The 14,197-nt window shown below is 66.0% G+C and carries 12 protein-coding genes; 3 read left to right on the top strand and 9 right to left on the bottom strand.

Features of this window, described 5'->3' with window-relative positions:
- Nucleotides 1–23 precede the first annotated feature (23 nt).
- Genes AB4879_RS26005 through AB4879_RS25980 form a run of 6 tightly spaced genes read right to left on the bottom strand, consistent with a single transcriptional unit; the run spans nucleotide 24 to nucleotide 7,166 of the window.
- Nucleotides 24–1,088: an acyl-CoA dehydrogenase family protein gene (locus AB4879_RS26005; RefSeq protein WP_370509874.1), complete on the bottom strand. Its 1,065-nt coding sequence runs from the start codon at nucleotides 1,086–1,088 to the stop codon at nucleotides 24–26.
- On the bottom strand, nucleotides 1,085–2,239 hold the full coding sequence (locus AB4879_RS26000; protein ID WP_370509873.1) for an acyl-CoA dehydrogenase family protein: 1,155 nt from the start codon (nucleotides 2,237–2,239) through the stop codon (nucleotides 1,085–1,087). Before AB4879_RS26000 ends, AB4879_RS26005 begins: the two co-directional genes overlap by 4 nt.
- Nucleotides 2,236–3,012, bottom strand: a complete 777-nt coding sequence (locus AB4879_RS25995) for a crotonase/enoyl-CoA hydratase family protein (protein WP_370509872.1) — start codon at nucleotides 3,010–3,012, stop codon at nucleotides 2,236–2,238. Before AB4879_RS25995 ends, AB4879_RS26000 begins: the two co-directional genes overlap by 4 nt.
- Nucleotides 3,009–4,433, bottom strand: coding sequence for an aldehyde dehydrogenase family protein (locus tag AB4879_RS25990; RefSeq protein ID WP_370509871.1), 1,425 nt, complete (start codon nucleotides 4,431–4,433; stop codon nucleotides 3,009–3,011). The genes AB4879_RS25995 and AB4879_RS25990 overlap by 4 nt, the downstream gene beginning before the upstream one ends.
- A 26-nt stretch (nucleotides 4,434–4,459) precedes the next feature.
- Nucleotides 4,460–5,566: a zinc-binding dehydrogenase gene (locus tag AB4879_RS25985; RefSeq protein ID WP_370509870.1), complete on the bottom strand. Its 1,107-nt coding sequence runs from the start codon at nucleotides 5,564–5,566 to the stop codon at nucleotides 4,460–4,462.
- Nucleotides 5,559–7,166, bottom strand: coding sequence for an acyl-CoA synthetase (locus AB4879_RS25980; protein WP_370509869.1), 1,608 nt, complete (start codon nucleotides 7,164–7,166; stop codon nucleotides 5,559–5,561). Before AB4879_RS25980 ends, AB4879_RS25985 begins: the two co-directional genes overlap by 8 nt.
- A 101-nt stretch (nucleotides 7,167–7,267) precedes the next feature.
- Here AB4879_RS25980 and AB4879_RS25975 point away from each other — a divergent pair, with 101 nt between their 5' ends.
- Together AB4879_RS25975 and AB4879_RS25970 are read left to right on the top strand one after the other, a co-directional pair.
- Nucleotides 7,268–9,193, top strand: coding sequence for a flavin-containing monooxygenase (locus AB4879_RS25975; protein ID WP_370509868.1), 1,926 nt, complete (start codon nucleotides 7,268–7,270; stop codon nucleotides 9,191–9,193).
- Nucleotides 9,190–10,077: an SDR family NAD(P)-dependent oxidoreductase gene (locus AB4879_RS25970; protein WP_370509867.1), complete on the top strand. Its 888-nt coding sequence runs from the start codon at nucleotides 9,190–9,192 to the stop codon at nucleotides 10,075–10,077. Before AB4879_RS25975 ends, AB4879_RS25970 begins: the two co-directional genes overlap by 4 nt.
- A 14-nt stretch (nucleotides 10,078–10,091) precedes the next feature.
- On the opposite strand, the gene AB4879_RS25965 is transcribed toward AB4879_RS25970, so the two are convergent.
- Nucleotides 10,092–10,733, bottom strand: coding sequence for a Dabb family protein (locus AB4879_RS25965; protein ID WP_370509911.1), 642 nt, complete (start codon nucleotides 10,731–10,733; stop codon nucleotides 10,092–10,094).
- A 446-nt stretch (nucleotides 10,734–11,179) separates the two neighbouring features.
- Between AB4879_RS25965 and AB4879_RS25960 the strand changes: the two genes are divergently transcribed.
- Entirely contained in the window at nucleotides 11,180–12,391 is a 1,212-nt protein-coding gene (locus tag AB4879_RS25960; RefSeq protein ID WP_370509866.1) for an NADH:flavin oxidoreductase, read from the top strand.
- Here AB4879_RS25960 and AB4879_RS25955 read toward each other — a convergent pair.
- Both AB4879_RS25955 and AB4879_RS25950 read right to left on the bottom strand, forming a co-directional pair.
- A complete protein-coding gene (locus AB4879_RS25955; protein WP_370509865.1) occupies nucleotides 12,368–13,291 on the bottom strand; it encodes an alpha/beta hydrolase in 924 nt (307 codons plus the stop codon). The two genes, AB4879_RS25960 and AB4879_RS25955, sit on opposite strands and share 24 nt — an antisense overlap.
- Nucleotides 13,288–14,133 carry an IclR family transcriptional regulator gene (locus AB4879_RS25950; RefSeq protein WP_370509864.1) on the bottom strand — a complete coding sequence of 282 codons (846 nt, stop codon included), beginning with the start codon at nucleotides 14,131–14,133 and terminating at the stop codon, nucleotides 13,288–13,290. The genes AB4879_RS25955 and AB4879_RS25950 overlap by 4 nt, the downstream gene beginning before the upstream one ends.
- Nucleotides 14,134–14,197: the final 64 nt, after the last annotated feature.

Below are 14,197 nucleotides of genomic sequence, written 5' to 3'. Positions count from 1 at the left end.
TGAGTGGAACACCCGGGGCCGGGTCAGCGACCATCGGCGATCAGGGCCCACAATCCCTCGGCTCCCGCAGCGGTTGCGGCGGCCGCGATCTGCTCGTCCCACTGGCGCACCGACCCGTATTCGGATCGCCACGTCAGCGCGGCACGGGTGAATTCGTGCAATCGATGTTCCCGGGTCGTGCCGATCGCGCCGTGCACCTGGTGCGCGTTTCGCGATACCACCGACGCCGCGTGGCCGGCGCAGGAACGCGCAGTGGCGATGAGGAAGTCGAGGTTGGCCGAGTCCCACTCTGTTGCGACCGCCACGTCGAGCGCCGCCTCGGTGGCGGCGCGGGCGAGTGCCGCCTCGGCGGCGGCATCCGAGATGAGATTCTGGATCGCCTGGAACTTGGCGAGCGGGCGGCCGAATTGCACCCGGGCGCAGACGTGCTCGATGGACAGCTCCACGGCACGTTCGAGTGCCGCGCACACCTGGATCGACCTCATCAGCGCCGCCCTGCGCTTCAACCGCCCCACCAGCGCGTCACTGACCGGCTCTCCGGCGCTCGCTGCGAAGTCCGCGCGGACGGTGTCACGAGGCTCGCCGATCAGATTGGCACCGTCGGTGATCGACAGCGTGGCGCGCTCGACGTCGGCAAGGCGATACTCGTCACCGGTCCACCACACCACCACGATCCGATCGACCTCGCCAGCCCACGGAACGGGTGCATCGTGCTCGACGTCGCGTCCCGGGAGGTGCACTGTGCGGACGGCGTCGCCGGGTGGCCGGCCGAGGGACTCCAGCAACCAGCATGCCAACAAGTCGTGTTCGCCGACGGGGGTGCGAATCCCATGGCGTACAGCGGCAGTCAGCAGCACGGCCGCTTCATGCCAGCCCGCCCCACTGCCGCCCGACTGCTCTGATCCGGTCAGCCGCGCCAATCCGAGGGATTCCAGACGGTGCCACAGAGTGCGGTCAAGGGCGGCGCGTCCGCCCGGTGGATGCGCGGGTCCGCTGCGTCGGTGGTCGGCGAAGACGGCGTCCATCATGGCGACCAGGTCCGGGTCGACCGCCGGGGCCGCGTTTACCGAGAGGTGGGTTGTGGTCATCGAATGCCCAATCCGCGTGCGATCACGCCACGTAACACTTCGTTGGTTCCGCCGCGCAAGGTGAAGCCGGGTCGCTGGTCGACGGCGTCGGCTACCAGTTGCACCCATTCGCCGGATTGCTCTGCATCGCAGTCGGTTTGGAGGTCGGCGAAGTCTGCGATGTCACCTTCGACGGTCGTGCCCAACACCTTGACGACGGAAGCGGCCACATCGCAGCTCTCGCCGCGCTGCAGCGCGCCTGCCACTGCCGTCGACATGTGGTGAAGCCCGGCGATGCGAGCCACCAGTCGACCGAGTTCGCGATCACCGGTTCCGCGCGGCGCGCCCGTGGTGTCCGCCGCGTGCGCCAGGAGGGGAAAGGTCGACAGGAAGCGTTCGGGGCCGCTGCGTTCGAAGCTCAGCTCCGAGGTGACCTGAGTCCAGCCTTGCCCGATCTCACCGAAGACCATCGCGTCGGGGACGAAAACGTCGGAGAGGATGACCTCGTTGAAGTGATGGCCGCCGTTCATCGAGACGATAGGACGAACGTCAACCCCAGGACCGTGCAAGTCGACGATGAATTGGCTCAGTCCGGCGTGGCGATGCGCAGGGTCCGCGGCGGTGGTGCGGGCCAGCACGATGAACGCATGCGCGCGGTGAGCTCCGGACGTCCAGACCTTGGTGCCGGTCAACGACCAGCCGCCGTCCACCCGGGTTGCGCGGGTGCGCACGCTGGCGAGGTCGGATCCAGAATCGGGTTCGCTCATCCCGATCGCGAAGAAGCACTCGCCGGCGACGATGCGTGGCAGGAAGTGCGACTTTTGGTGCTCTGTGCCGTATTTGAGCAACGACGGCACAATCTGCCGATCGGCGATCCAATGTGCCGCAACGGGGGCGCCCGCGGCCAGCAATTCCTCGGTGACGACGAATCGCTCGTGAAAAGAACGACCGTGCCCGCCGTAGTGCCGGGGGACGGTCATGCCCAGCCAGCCGCGCTTGGCCAGTGCCGACGTGAAGCCTTCATCCCATCCGCACAACCACGAGTCGATGGACGGTCGGAACGCGCCGGCGGCGAGCTGGTCGGCCAGGAAAGCCCGCACTTGCGCCCGTAGCGCGTCCGAGGTGGCGTCGTTGCTGACCGGTGGTACCAACCGGGGCATCGCAGTGGTCATGTCGTCCTCCACTTCGCGATCCGGCGCTGGTGCTCGGAGTCGTGGTGGGCCAACGGCTGCATTGCGGCGGCCATTGCCAGGGTGGATTCCAGCGATCCGGAGATGGATTCCTGCAGAAGTCGTTTGGCCATCCGCAGGGCATGCGGAGGGTTCACCGCGATGCGTTCGGCCAGCGCCCGTGCTTCGGTGAGCAGGTCATCATGTGGCACGACGCGGCTGACCAAACCCCATTCGAGTGCCGTACTCGCATCGATCCGGTCGCCGGTGAAGGTCAATTCAGCGGCCCTGGCGTACCCGACGGCACGCGGCAGGAACCAGGTGCCGCCGTCCCCGGGGATCAGGCCCAGCTGGACAAAGCTCTCGGCGAACGATGCGCGTTCGGAGGCGATCCTAATGTCGCACATCATCGCCAGGTCGCAGCCGGCGCCGATGGCCGCACCGTTGACCGCCGCGATCAGCGGCACTTCCAGACGGCCGAGCGCCCGAGGGATGCGTTGAATACCGTCGATGTAGGCGCGGCGTTGATCGATCGCGTCCAAGCCGAACATGCCACGGCCGTCGGCCATGTCCTTGACGTTGCCGCCGGCGGAGAAGATTTTCCCGGCACCGGTCAGCACGATCGCACACACGGCAGTGTCGCGATTCGCCCCATCGACAGCCTGCTCGAACGCGGCGATGACAGCCGGATCGGTGATGGCGTTGCCGACCTCCGGCAAGGTGATGGTCCAGACCTGAACTGCGCCGTGCGTGGTGACGTCCAGCGGTGACGTCATGCGCCCACCCTGAGTTGAAGGGATTTCGTCTGCAGGAATTCCTCGAGCCCGAACCGTCCCAGTTCGCGTCCGATGCCGGATTTCTTGTAACCGCCGAACGGTGCAGCCGGGTTGTAGGGCCCGCCATTGATATCGAGTTGGCCGGTCTGAACCTGGCGGGCGAACGCGATCGCGGTCTCGTCGTCGGCGGCCCACACCGCGCCCGACAGTCCGTAGAGCGTTCCGTTGGCGATGCGCAGCGCATCGTCGGTGTCGGTGTAGGGGATAACTGCCAGTACGGGGCCGAACACCTCCTCCTGGCCGAGCTCGGATTCCGGGTCGACGTCGGCGAAAACTGTTGGAGCAAGGAAGAATCCCTCGTCCCGAACCGGCTCGGCGCCGCCGGTCAGCAGTCGGGCACCTTCGCGGGCGGCCCGCTCGATGAAGCCGCGCACGGTGTTGAACTGCGACCGCGAGGCCGACGGGCCGATGCGGGTGGCAGGATCCCAGGGGTCGCCTACGGTGTAACGGGCGACGGCGGTTTCGATCTGATCCAGCGCCTCCCCATAATGCTTCTGTGGCACCAGCATCCGGGTCCAGGCCATGCAGGTCTGGCCTCCGTTGAGAAACGCATTGCCGACCCCGACCTTCACGGCGGTGGCCAGGTCCGCGCCGTCGAGGATCACATTGGCCGATTTGCCCCCCAGCTCGAGGGCGACCTTCTTGATCGATTGACCGGCCAATTCTCCGACGCGCGATCCGACACCGGTGGACCCGGTGAAGGACACGAAGTCGACGTCGGGGTGAGAGGCCAAGCGCTCACCGATGACCTGCCCCGGGCCCGACACGATATTGATGACGCCAGGGGGCAACCCGGCCTCTTCGCACGCTTCGACGAACGCGAACACCGACAGGGGCGCGTCGTTGCTGGGCTTGAGCACGACGGTGCAGCCCGCGGCGATGGCGGGCAGGACCTTGGCGACCACCTGGTACAGCGGGTAGTTCCACGGTGTGATGGCACCGACAACCCCGTATGGTTCCCGCAGCACCAGGGAATTGCCGATGCGCTCCTCGAAGGCAAAGCCGTCCAGTGCGTCGGCGAATCCCTTGGCCACGGCCAACGGAACCCGGGTCTGAACCGTCTCAGCGATGCGCACCGGGGCGCCCATCTCCGCGGTGATGAGATGGGCGATGTCGGGCAGACGTTTCTCCATCGCGTCGATCACGCGGTGGAGTCGATCGCGGCGTTCGTCCACGCTGATCAGCGGATCGAATGCGCGTCGCGCTGCGTGAACCGCAGCGTCGACGTCGGCGGCCGAACCGTTGGGCACGTGACCGATCACCTTCTCGGTAGCGGGATCGATGACATCGATCACCCCGCTGCCGGCCGGGTTCACCCAGCGGCCGTCGATGAACAGCGTGGGGTGCTCGTAGGTAGGCAAGACGAATTCTCCTCCGGTCGTGATGGTCAGGGGATCAAGCTGGCCCGGATGTCCCGCTTGCCGTCGGCAGCGGCGAACGCATCGTTGATGTCGTCGAGCGGGTAGGAGGCCGCGGCGAGTCGCTCGAATGGCAGCGAGTGCTGATGGCGGTCGAGGAATGTCAAGGCGCGGGACAGCACTGCCGGGTCATACAGCGAGACGCCGACCATGGTCTTGTTGGAGAACACGAAGCGCGACGGATCGAAAGCGAAAGTCCGGCCGACGTTGATGTTGCCTATCTCGACATAGCGGCCGAACTGTCCGAGCATCTGCAGACCCTCCTCGATGGCCGACGGGTGTCCCACGACTTCGACCACCACGTCGGCGCCGTGGCCGCCGGTCAACCCACGCACCGCTTTCGCGCGATCTTTTGGAGTGCTGATCTCGTTGAGGTCGAGCACGGTGTCGGCGCCGAACGCTGTTGCGAGTTCGAGTCGCTCGGATACTCCGTCGATGGCGATGACGTTTGCGGCGCCGCGCGCTTTGGCCACGGCGATCGCATAGAGTCCCAAGGCTCCTGCGCCTTGGACCACGACGTGTTCGCCGAGCTGCATGTCGACGCGTTCCAGTCCATACATCACCTGCGACAGAGCGCAATTCGCGCCCGCGGCGATATCGTCACCCACGCTGTCGGGCACAGAGTAGACAACCGCGCCGGCCAGCAGCAGATAGTAGTCACCGTAGCCGCCGACGAAATAGGGCGGCTCGTCAGCCCGGCCCAGCATGGCCATCTTCAAGTTCAGGCACGCGTTGCGTCGGCCGGCCAGGCAATTCCGGCAGGTGTGACAGCAGAAGAAGTAGGGGAACACCACCCGGGCGCCCTCACCCAGTGGTTTGCCGTTGGAATCGGCCGAGACCCCCGAGCCCAGTGCGGCGACAGCGCCGACCATTTCATGCCCGAGAACCGTCGGCAGCTGGCCGCCGAGCCCTCGCGTCGCGAACGTGCCGTGCCAGGCGTGGACGTCGGACCCACAGATGTTCGCGCGGAGAACTCGGACCAGGATCTCTCCCGGGCCTACCTCAGGGAGGCTGACGGTCTGGATTTCGAACGGCTTGCCGGGTTCGTCAAAGCGCGCGATGCGGCCCTCATACACGGGGGGAATCCCTTTCGATTTCGGAGTGATCGACGCTGAACCGCTGGCGCAGATCGCGTTTGAGTAGTTTGCCGCTCGGGTTCTTCGGCAGGGAGTCGACGAAGAACACCTGCTTGGGGGTCTTGAACCCGGCGAGGTGGTCGCGACAGTGACTCAGAATCTCGGCTTCCGACGGATCGGCTCCGGCGCGAGCGACCACCGCGGCCACCACGGCCTCCACCCAGACCGGGTGCGGGATGCCGAACACGGCCGCTTCTTCGATCCCGCTGTGCCGGTAGAGAACTTCTTCGACCTCACGGCTGGCGACGTTCTCGCCCCCGGTCTTGATCATGTCTTTCTTGCGGTCCACGACGTGGAGGAGACCGTGCTCGTCGTAGAAACCCAGATCCCCAGAGTGGAACCAGCCGCCGGAGAACGCTTGGGCTGTGGTTTCCTCGGCATCGAGGTAGCCGAGCATCAAATGTGGGCTGCGGTGGGCGATTTCGCCCACGGTTCCGGCCGCGACGGGGTTGTCCGCCTCGTCGAGGATGGCGGTTTCGACATTGACGACCGGCCGTCCCGCTGCCCCGGCATGGGCATCCTGCTCGTCGGGTCCCAACGCGGAGGCCAGCGGAGCCATCTCGGTCTGGCCGTAGAAGTTCCACAATCGGAGGTTGGGTAGCCGCTGTCTCATCTCGTACAGGATCTCGGTGGGCATCGCCGAGGCTCCGTAATAGCCTTTGCGCAAACTCGACAGGTCGACCTCGTCGAACACCGGGCTGCGCAACAGACTGATCCAGACAGTGGGCGGCGCGAAGTAATTGGTGACGCCGTAGCGCTCGATGGCGCGTAACACCAGCTCGGGATCCGGTCGAGGCACGATGATGCTGGTGGCACCCAGATAGATGTCGGTGGCCAGGAAATTGTCCAACTGGGCACAGTGATACAGCGGCAGGGAGTGGACTTCGACGTCGTCGCCGGACATGGAGCCCGCCACGATGGTGCTGATGTACTGCCACATCAGGCTGCGGCTGCTGTGCATGACGCCTTTGGGGCGTGACTCGGTGCCGCTGGTGTACATCACGCGCAGCAGTTGGTCGTCGTCGATGCGGACATCGGGTGCCGGGCTGGTCGTGGTCAGCCAGTCGGCGAAGTCCGGCCAACCGGCAGGCGGGGACTGTCTGTCGGGTGTCAGCGCAACCTTTGTGGTCACCGTCGGGCTGATCGCCATCGCCTGCTCGGCGACGGGCACCAGGTCGGTCTCGACGACGAACGCGGTGGCCTTGCTGTGCCCGAGGATGTAGGCGATCTCTTCGGCGGTGAGCATGAAGTTGATCGGTACGAGAACCACGCCGGCCCGCGCGGTGGCGAACGCCAGTACTGCGTACTGCCAACAGTTGCGCGCCAACAGCGCAACCCGATCGCCGGGTCGCAATCCGTTGTCGTGCAAGGCTGCGGCGGCTCGGTCCACCAGGTGGTCGAACTCCGCGAAGCTGAGCACCACGTCACCATCGATGATGGCGGTCTTGTCCGGCTGCTTGCGTGCCGAACGACGCGGGATATCGCCCAGGCTGTGGCTGCGGGCACGGGCGATGACCGCGGCGAGGTCCTCAGAGTGCATGAGCCGCAGGGTAGGCAGGTCGACCGCGGAAATGGTGGTTCGTCTCCCGCTCAGTAGACACGCGGGCATGGACGGGGACGACTCCGTTCGATACTCGAGGCATGACCGCTACCACTGAATCGTCGTCATCGGCAGACAGCGCACCGGATCCGGCGGTCCTGCGCGCGCATCTGCGTCAGGCAGACCCCGGCGTTCTGGTTGCGGTGCTCGCCCAGATGACGGGTGACCCATCGGTCGTGGACCGGTACGCCGGCAAGATCGACCACGTCCCGGACCCGCCGGAGCGGGCGGGAACCACCGATCCGGCCACCGCGGACGCGCTGGCCGACGAGATCATCACCGCGCTCGGTCGGCCCCGGCCGGTCGGCGCGATCGCCGCGGACGATCGTGCGCTGTTCGCCGCCCTGTTGCCGATCGCGTTGGGCAGCGATGTCGACGACGAGCAGGTGGATCTGCTCCTCGAGCAAGGCGGTTTTCGGCCCTCGCAACCCACGCTGCCCCGCACCACGCCGATTCCCTCGACAACGACGATGGCGATCATCGGTGCCGGCATCGCCGGTATCGCGGTCGCACTCGCGGCGGCCGAAGAGGGCGTGCACTTCCAGATCTACGACCGCAACAATGAGGTCGGTGGCACCTGGCTGACCACGACCTACCCGGGCATCGGCGTGGACACGCCGTCGGCGTACTACTCGCTGTCGCGGGAAGTGAACCCGGACTGGTCCAACTACTACCCGGAAGGTGCCGAATACCAGGATTATCTGGTGGCCCTGGCCGACAAACACGAGCTGCGCCGCCACATCCGGTTCGGTACCGAGGTGGAAGCGTTGTGGTGGGACGAGCAACGGCAACAGTGGCAGATCCACTCACGCGCCGCCGACGGTGTCCGAAGTGTCGACTATGCCAGCGTCGTCGTCACCGCGGCCGGGTACCTCAACCGGCCCCGCTTCCCGGACCTCAAAGGGCGAGAAACATTCTCCGGAACCAGCATTCACTCAGCGCTATGGGACCCGACACTCGACCTCACCGGTAAGAGGGTGGCGGTGATCGGGGCTGGGTGCACTGCCGTACAGATCGTCGACGCCTGTGTCGACGAGGTCGAGCACCTCACCGTGTTTCAACGGCAGCCGCACTGGGTGGCACCCCGCAAGCGCCTCTCCGATGAGGTGCCCGAGCACCGGCGCTATCTGGGCCGGGTGCTGCCGTTCTATGCCATGTGGCACCGGCTCAAGTCGTACTGGGGCACAGCAGACAACAACTATCCGATCATCCTGCAAGATCCCGAGTGGTCGCAGACGCACCTGTCGATCTCGCCGGCCAACGACGTGTTGCTGCAGATGTGTCAGGACTACATCGAGCGCATGTTCGGGGCCGGAACGGAATTGGCCGGCAAGGTCACGCCAGACTTCGCGCCCTATGGCAAGCGCATCATTCGCGACCCCGGTGGCTATTACGCCGCGCTGACTCGCGAGCATGTCGACGTCGAAGCCAGCGAACCCGCCGAAGTGAACGCCGACGGGATCGTGACGGCCGACGGCCGCCAGATCGACCTCGACGTCATCATCTATGCCACCGGCTACCATCTCGACTTCTTGTCCACTGTCGATATCCGCGGCCGCGGCGGCAAGACGTTGGCGGGGGAGTGGGGCGACAGTCCGCGTGCCTACCGGGGCGGAACCGTTCCGGGATTCCCGAATCTGTTCATCACCTCGGCCCCCAACTACAGCCCAGGGCACGGAGCGGGTGCCAACTTCTCCATGGAGGTTCTCGCTCACTACATCCTGGAGTGCCTGCAGCTCATGGCTTTACGCGGCGCGACGACGATCGAGGTGACCGAGAAAGCGTTCGAAGAGTACGTCGCCGGTATCGACCAGGCGATGCAACGCACCGTGTGGTGCCACACCCCGAACGCCCACACGTACTACCGGTCGGAATCGGGTCGCGTCGTCGTCGCAACCCCGTATCGGCTGGTCGACTTGTGGCAGCAGCACCGCGCCCCCGTCGAAGAGGATTTCGTCCTGCAATGAGTCAGATCCTTGCGGGCAAGACGGCGTTGGTGACCGGAAGCAGTCGTGGGATCGGGCGGGCGATCGCCCAGCGCCTTGCCGCCGAAGGCGCGACCGTCGCGGTCACCGCCCGGGCCTACACACCGTCACCCTCGCTGCGGTCCGGGCACACCGAGGCCCTACCCGGCACCATCGAGGAGACACTCGCACTCATCGAAGACGCGGGCGGGAAAGCCTTCGGTCTCGCCGCCGACCTGGAAGACTCCGCAGCGCGTGACGGGCTGGTGGATGCGGTGGTGGACCGCACCGGCGGCATCGACATCGTGGTCAACAACGCGGGGTTCGCCGACTATTCAGTGGTCGAAGACATGTCCCTGGAGACGTTCGACCGGACCGTCGAGCACTACCTGAGAACACCGTTCGTGTTGACGAAAGCCGCTGTGCCCCATATGCGTCGACAGGGGGCAGGGTGGATCGTGAACATCGGCTCGGTTACCGGAGTGGCACCGGTACGGCCGTACCGCGACTACAACAAGACCGCGGGCGACGTGATCTACGCGTCCTGCAAGGCGGCGTTACACCGATTCACCCAAGGCGTCGCGGCCGAATTGCTCGACGCCAATATCGCGGTGAATTGTGTCGGGCCGTCCACGGCGGTGCGCACGCCCGGTGCGGCGTCGCTGATTCCGGACAGTTTCCCCACCGAGCCCGTCGAATACCTGGCCGAGACCGTCTTGGCGATGTGCCACCTACCAGCCGAGCAGCGAACGGGTCTGGTGGCCTTCAGCTTGCATTACCCGTGGTCGCAACGTCTTCCGGTCCATTCGCTGGACGGGCTCACCTTGTTGCCGCCACTGGAGCCACCGGCGACTGCGAACCCGAATATCGCCCCCGCCGGGATCTGACAAGCTGCCGGGCCTCAGCTCAGTACGGGGCCGTCGGTTCGGCAAAAGCTGTGACACACCCGGTCTCGGACGATCATGTCGGTCGTTTCCGGATCGAACCAACGATCCACCACGGCCCAGTGGACGGGGTGCATCAAATAGGGCCCCATCAATCCGTCGACATCGGTGAACTCCTGCTCGAAGACGTGAGTCCAGCCCGTGGTCCCGATCGCCTCATCGACTCGGCTCAGTTGCCATGCCCGGATCGTCGATACGTATGTGGGCATCATCGCCAGTTCTCGCTCGAATGCGCCGACCTGGTCCGCGGGAACTTCGGGGGGTACCCGCAGCAACAACGCTCGGTACACCGTGCCGGCACCTCGATGCAGGGGAGTTCCCCGATATGTCACGCCGTTGACGTTGGTGATTGCCGGATCGCGAAGGGCATCATCGAAATCGCTTCGAGCCCAAGCATTCAGGTCCGGAAACCGGAGATGCACCAGGATGTCGCCACCGTTGCGTGACCCCGCTTCCGTCGGTTCGACCAGTGCCCGCAGCGGCCCGCCGGCGTCGGCTGCCTGACGCAAGGCACTCAGTACCCGTGGGCGTTCATGTTCGGCAACATCCAGCAACCGGGTGACACCCACCGTCGGGCTTCCATCGCGCCAATCGGCCATCGGGGCCGAGGACTCGGTGCGATCGATATCCTGGCTGCGCGCCGCGACGGTGCGGCTGCGCTCGACCACGAGCTCGCAGACACCTTCCCACCAGCGGGCGACCGTCGGATCGGGCCGAGCCTGCCAGGTCATCTGCCACCAGGCTTGCGGGCTGGGCACCGACCAGGTGATCGTTACGACGTTGGGGCGGTCGTCGAACAGGATCGGCGGGCTGACCAAGACATCGTGTAACTCCATGCCGCGCTCCCGGGCGCCGGGCGCGTAGCCGGACAGGTAGGAGTCGATGAAAGTCTGTGCGCAACCCGGGGCGGTGACCACGCGGTCGACGATGAACACCTCGGCCATGGTCGCGACGCTACGGTCCGTGGCCGCGGTGTTCGGCAACGGCTCCCGGCCAACGGGAAACCACTGTTGACCGCACGTGGTGGCGGCGCGATCGTGATGCGATGAGCGAAGTGTTCAGCCCGGCGCGCCTTGGACCGGTGACCCTGCGCAACCGAGTGATCAAGGCCGCGACCTCCGAGGGACGCTCGCCATCCGGTGAGGTCACCGACGACCTGATCGCGTTCCACCTGACCTTCGCCGAGGGCGGTGTCGGCATGACGACAGTCGCCTACTGTTGCGTGTCGCCCCAGGGCGCCAGCGCGCCGGGTCAGATCGTGATGAGCACGGCGGCGCTTCCGGGTCTGCGCAGACTCACCGACGCCGTACACGGAGCCGGGGCAGCGATATCGGCGCAACTCGGACACGCCGGGGTCGTGGCGCCGCGAAAGCTCACCGGCGTCACGGCGGTGGCCCCCAGCCGATTCGTCAATCCGACGTCCATGGCGTATTGCCGCGCCATCACCGTCGAGGAAATCCGCACCGTCACCAAGCAATTCGGTCTCGCCGCACAGGTGGCGATCGATGCCGGATTCGACGCGGTCGAACTGCATTTCGGCCATCTGTATCTGCCGAGCTCCTTTCTCAGTCCACTCATCAATCGACGGAAAGATTCCTACGGCGGCAACATCGACAATCGTTCGCGGCTGGTCCGCGAGATCGCCCAGCACGTCCGTGAGGTGACGGGCGATCAGATCGCAGTGATCGCCAAACTGGACATGGACGACGGTCTGCCCGGCAGCATTTGGATCGATGAGGCATTACGGACCGCACAGCTACTCGACTCGGATGCCACCCTGGATGCGTTGGAACTGACCCAGGGCTCGTCGGTGTACAAGCCGATGTACCTGTTCCGGGGAGATGTGCCGGTCAAGGAGTTCGCCGGGGTCATGCCCCCCGCGCTGCGTCCGGCTGTTCGGTTGTTCGGCAAGCGGACGATGGGTGTGTATCCGTACCAGGACCTGTACATGCTCGATGCTGCGCGGCAATTCGTACCGCTCATGCGCAATACCAAGCTCATCCTGCTGGGTGGCATCACCGAGCGCGAACACCTGGAGACCGGCCTGGCCGAGGGGTTTGACTTCTTCGCGATGGGCCGGGCGCTGCTGCGTGAACCTGACCGCGTCAATTCGATGATGTCGCAACCCGCTTCGCGAAGCCGATGCAACCACAACAACAAATGTATGGTGACGGTCTTCGGCCGGACGCACTGCGTGCTCGACCCGGTGCAACGATACGGTGCAGCAGTGCCGTCAGCGTCGGAGCAGTTCACCTAACGATCGGGCCGCGTCCCGACGGGCTTGGTGCGCGAGGTCGAGCATCGGCATCGTCATGAAACCGTGGATGCCGCCGTCGTAGGAGCATCGGGTGGTCGGAACCCCGGCGGCGGTCAGGGCGTCCGCGTACGCGTTGCCCTCATCGCGCAGGGGGTCATGCCCGGCCACCACCACGACGGCGGGCGGCAGCCCGGTCAGATCCGCCTGCAGCGGTGAGGCGTAGGGATGTTGCCGATCCTCGACCGCGGGCACGTATTGATCCCAATACCACTGCAGCGCCGGCCGCGGGTTGTAGTAGCCGCGGCCGTAACGCCGGTAGGACTCGGTGTCGAAGTCGGCGGCGATCACGGGATACAGCAGCAACTGCGCGGCGATGGCCACGGAGTCACGATCTCGGGCCATCACCGCGGTGACTGCCGCAAGGTTTCCGCCTGCGCTGTCCCCGCCCACCGCGATCCGGCCGGGATCGCCGCCGAGTTCGGCCGCATGCGAGGCTGCCCACCGGGTGGCGGCGAAGACGTCTTCGGCAGCGGTGGGCCATCGGTGCTCGGGTGCTAGCCGATACTCGACCGAGACCACCACGGCCGGAGTGGAATTGGCGAGGTTGCGGCATAAGCCGTCGTGGCTGTCGAGGTCGCAGAACACGAACCCGCCACCGTGGGCATACACGAGTATCGGCAGTGGCTGATCGGACTCGGGCCGGTAGATCCGGACACCTACGCTGCCGCCCGCGACCTCGATCTGGCGATCGACGACGTGCGACACCGGTTCGGGATTCGGGTTCGGCACAAAACGGGCGCGGATCGCGGCGCGCACCTGCGCTCCCGTCATCGTGTGCACCGGCGGGAACCCGGAGTCGAGCGTGTCGATCAGGCCGGCGATCTGGGGGTCGAGTGTCACGCGGGCTGCAGCGATGCCGAATCCCGTCCCATGGGTCGGGGAGCGGGGCCGACGCGCAGCGGGCGCAGGGACTGCAGTGTCGGCGCGACACGGTCGGCACCGTCCTCGGCGCTACGCCAGATACCCATCGCAGTCATTCTCACCGGTGCCACCAGTCGGTTGTCGAAGGCCATCCGATTCATCGGTCCGCACACCGAGACCGCTGCCACCGCGTGACCGGCCGGGCCGATGGGGGCCGCCACACAGCCGAAGCCGGGCAGCGATTCCTCGCGTTCGAACGCCACCCCGTGCGCGCGGATCTTGGCCAACTCGGCAACCAGTTGGGGAGCTGTCGCGATCGAGAACCGGGTCTTGCGGTCGGTCAGGTCGACTTCCGTGATGTGGTTGTCGGCGAGGATCGCTTTGCCGATCGCGGTGCAGTGGGCCGGCTGACGACCGCCGACACGAGTGGGGATCGCCGCTCCCAGTTGCTCACCGATCTTCTCCAGGTACACCACGTCGGAGCCGTCCAGGACCGCCAGGTGCACGACCAGCCCCGTTGCCCGGTGCAGGTCCCGCAGCAATGGGATGGCGGCCCGATGGATGCGGTCTTGATGCAGTGCCAATGATCCCAGCTCGACCAGCCGCATCCCGAGCTCGTAGTCGCGGCCGTCGCGGCGCAGCCAGCGCAATGCGACGAGGCGCTCGAGCATGCGGTGCGCCGAGGACCGCGGGAGGCCGGTTCGACGGACGATCTGCGCGAGCGTCAGTCGGCCCGGACCGTCGAAAGAGTCCAGGACCAGCGAAATCCGGTCAATGACGGCGCTCGGTGTCTCGCCCGACTTCTCGACAGTCAGTGTCATGAGGGCCTCCCAGTCTCAGCGGCATGCCAACCAGGCATATAACTAATAGTCATATAGTTGTAGC

Source organism: Mycobacterium sp. SA01 (assembly GCF_041287105.1).
Classification (GTDB): Bacteria; Actinomycetota; Actinomycetes; order Mycobacteriales; family Mycobacteriaceae; genus Mycobacterium.
This window is presented reverse-complemented; position numbering and strand designations above follow the sequence as displayed.

Bases quoted from the DNA above. Each gene is read 5' to 3' on its own strand.
- AB4879_RS26005 (WP_370509874.1), bottom strand. From the start codon at position 1,088: ATGACCACAACCCACCTCTCGGTAAACGCGGCCCCGGCGGTCGACCCG.
- AB4879_RS26000 (WP_370509873.1), bottom strand. From the start codon at position 2,239: ATGACCACTGCGATGCCCCGGTTGGTACCACCGGTCAGCAACGACGCC.
- AB4879_RS25995 (WP_370509872.1), bottom strand. From the start codon at position 3,012: ATGACGTCACCGCTGGACGTCACCACGCACGGCGCAGTTCAGGTCTGG.
- AB4879_RS25980 (WP_370509869.1), bottom strand. From the start codon at position 7,166: ATGCACTCTGAGGACCTCGCCGCGGTCATCGCCCGTGCCCGCAGCCAC.
- AB4879_RS25975 (WP_370509868.1), top strand. From the start codon at position 7,268: ATGACCGCTACCACTGAATCGTCGTCATCGGCAGACAGCGCACCGGAT.
- AB4879_RS25970 (WP_370509867.1), top strand. From the start codon at position 9,190: ATGAGTCAGATCCTTGCGGGCAAGACGGCGTTGGTGACCGGAAGCAGT.
- AB4879_RS25965 (WP_370509911.1), bottom strand. From the start codon at position 10,733: ATGGCCGATTGGCGCGATGGAAGCCCGACGGTGGGTGTCACCCGGTTG.
- AB4879_RS25960 (WP_370509866.1), top strand. From the start codon at position 11,180: ATGAGCGAAGTGTTCAGCCCGGCGCGCCTTGGACCGGTGACCCTGCGC.
- AB4879_RS25950 (WP_370509864.1), bottom strand. From the start codon at position 14,133: ATGACACTGACTGTCGAGAAGTCGGGCGAGACACCGAGCGCCGTCATT.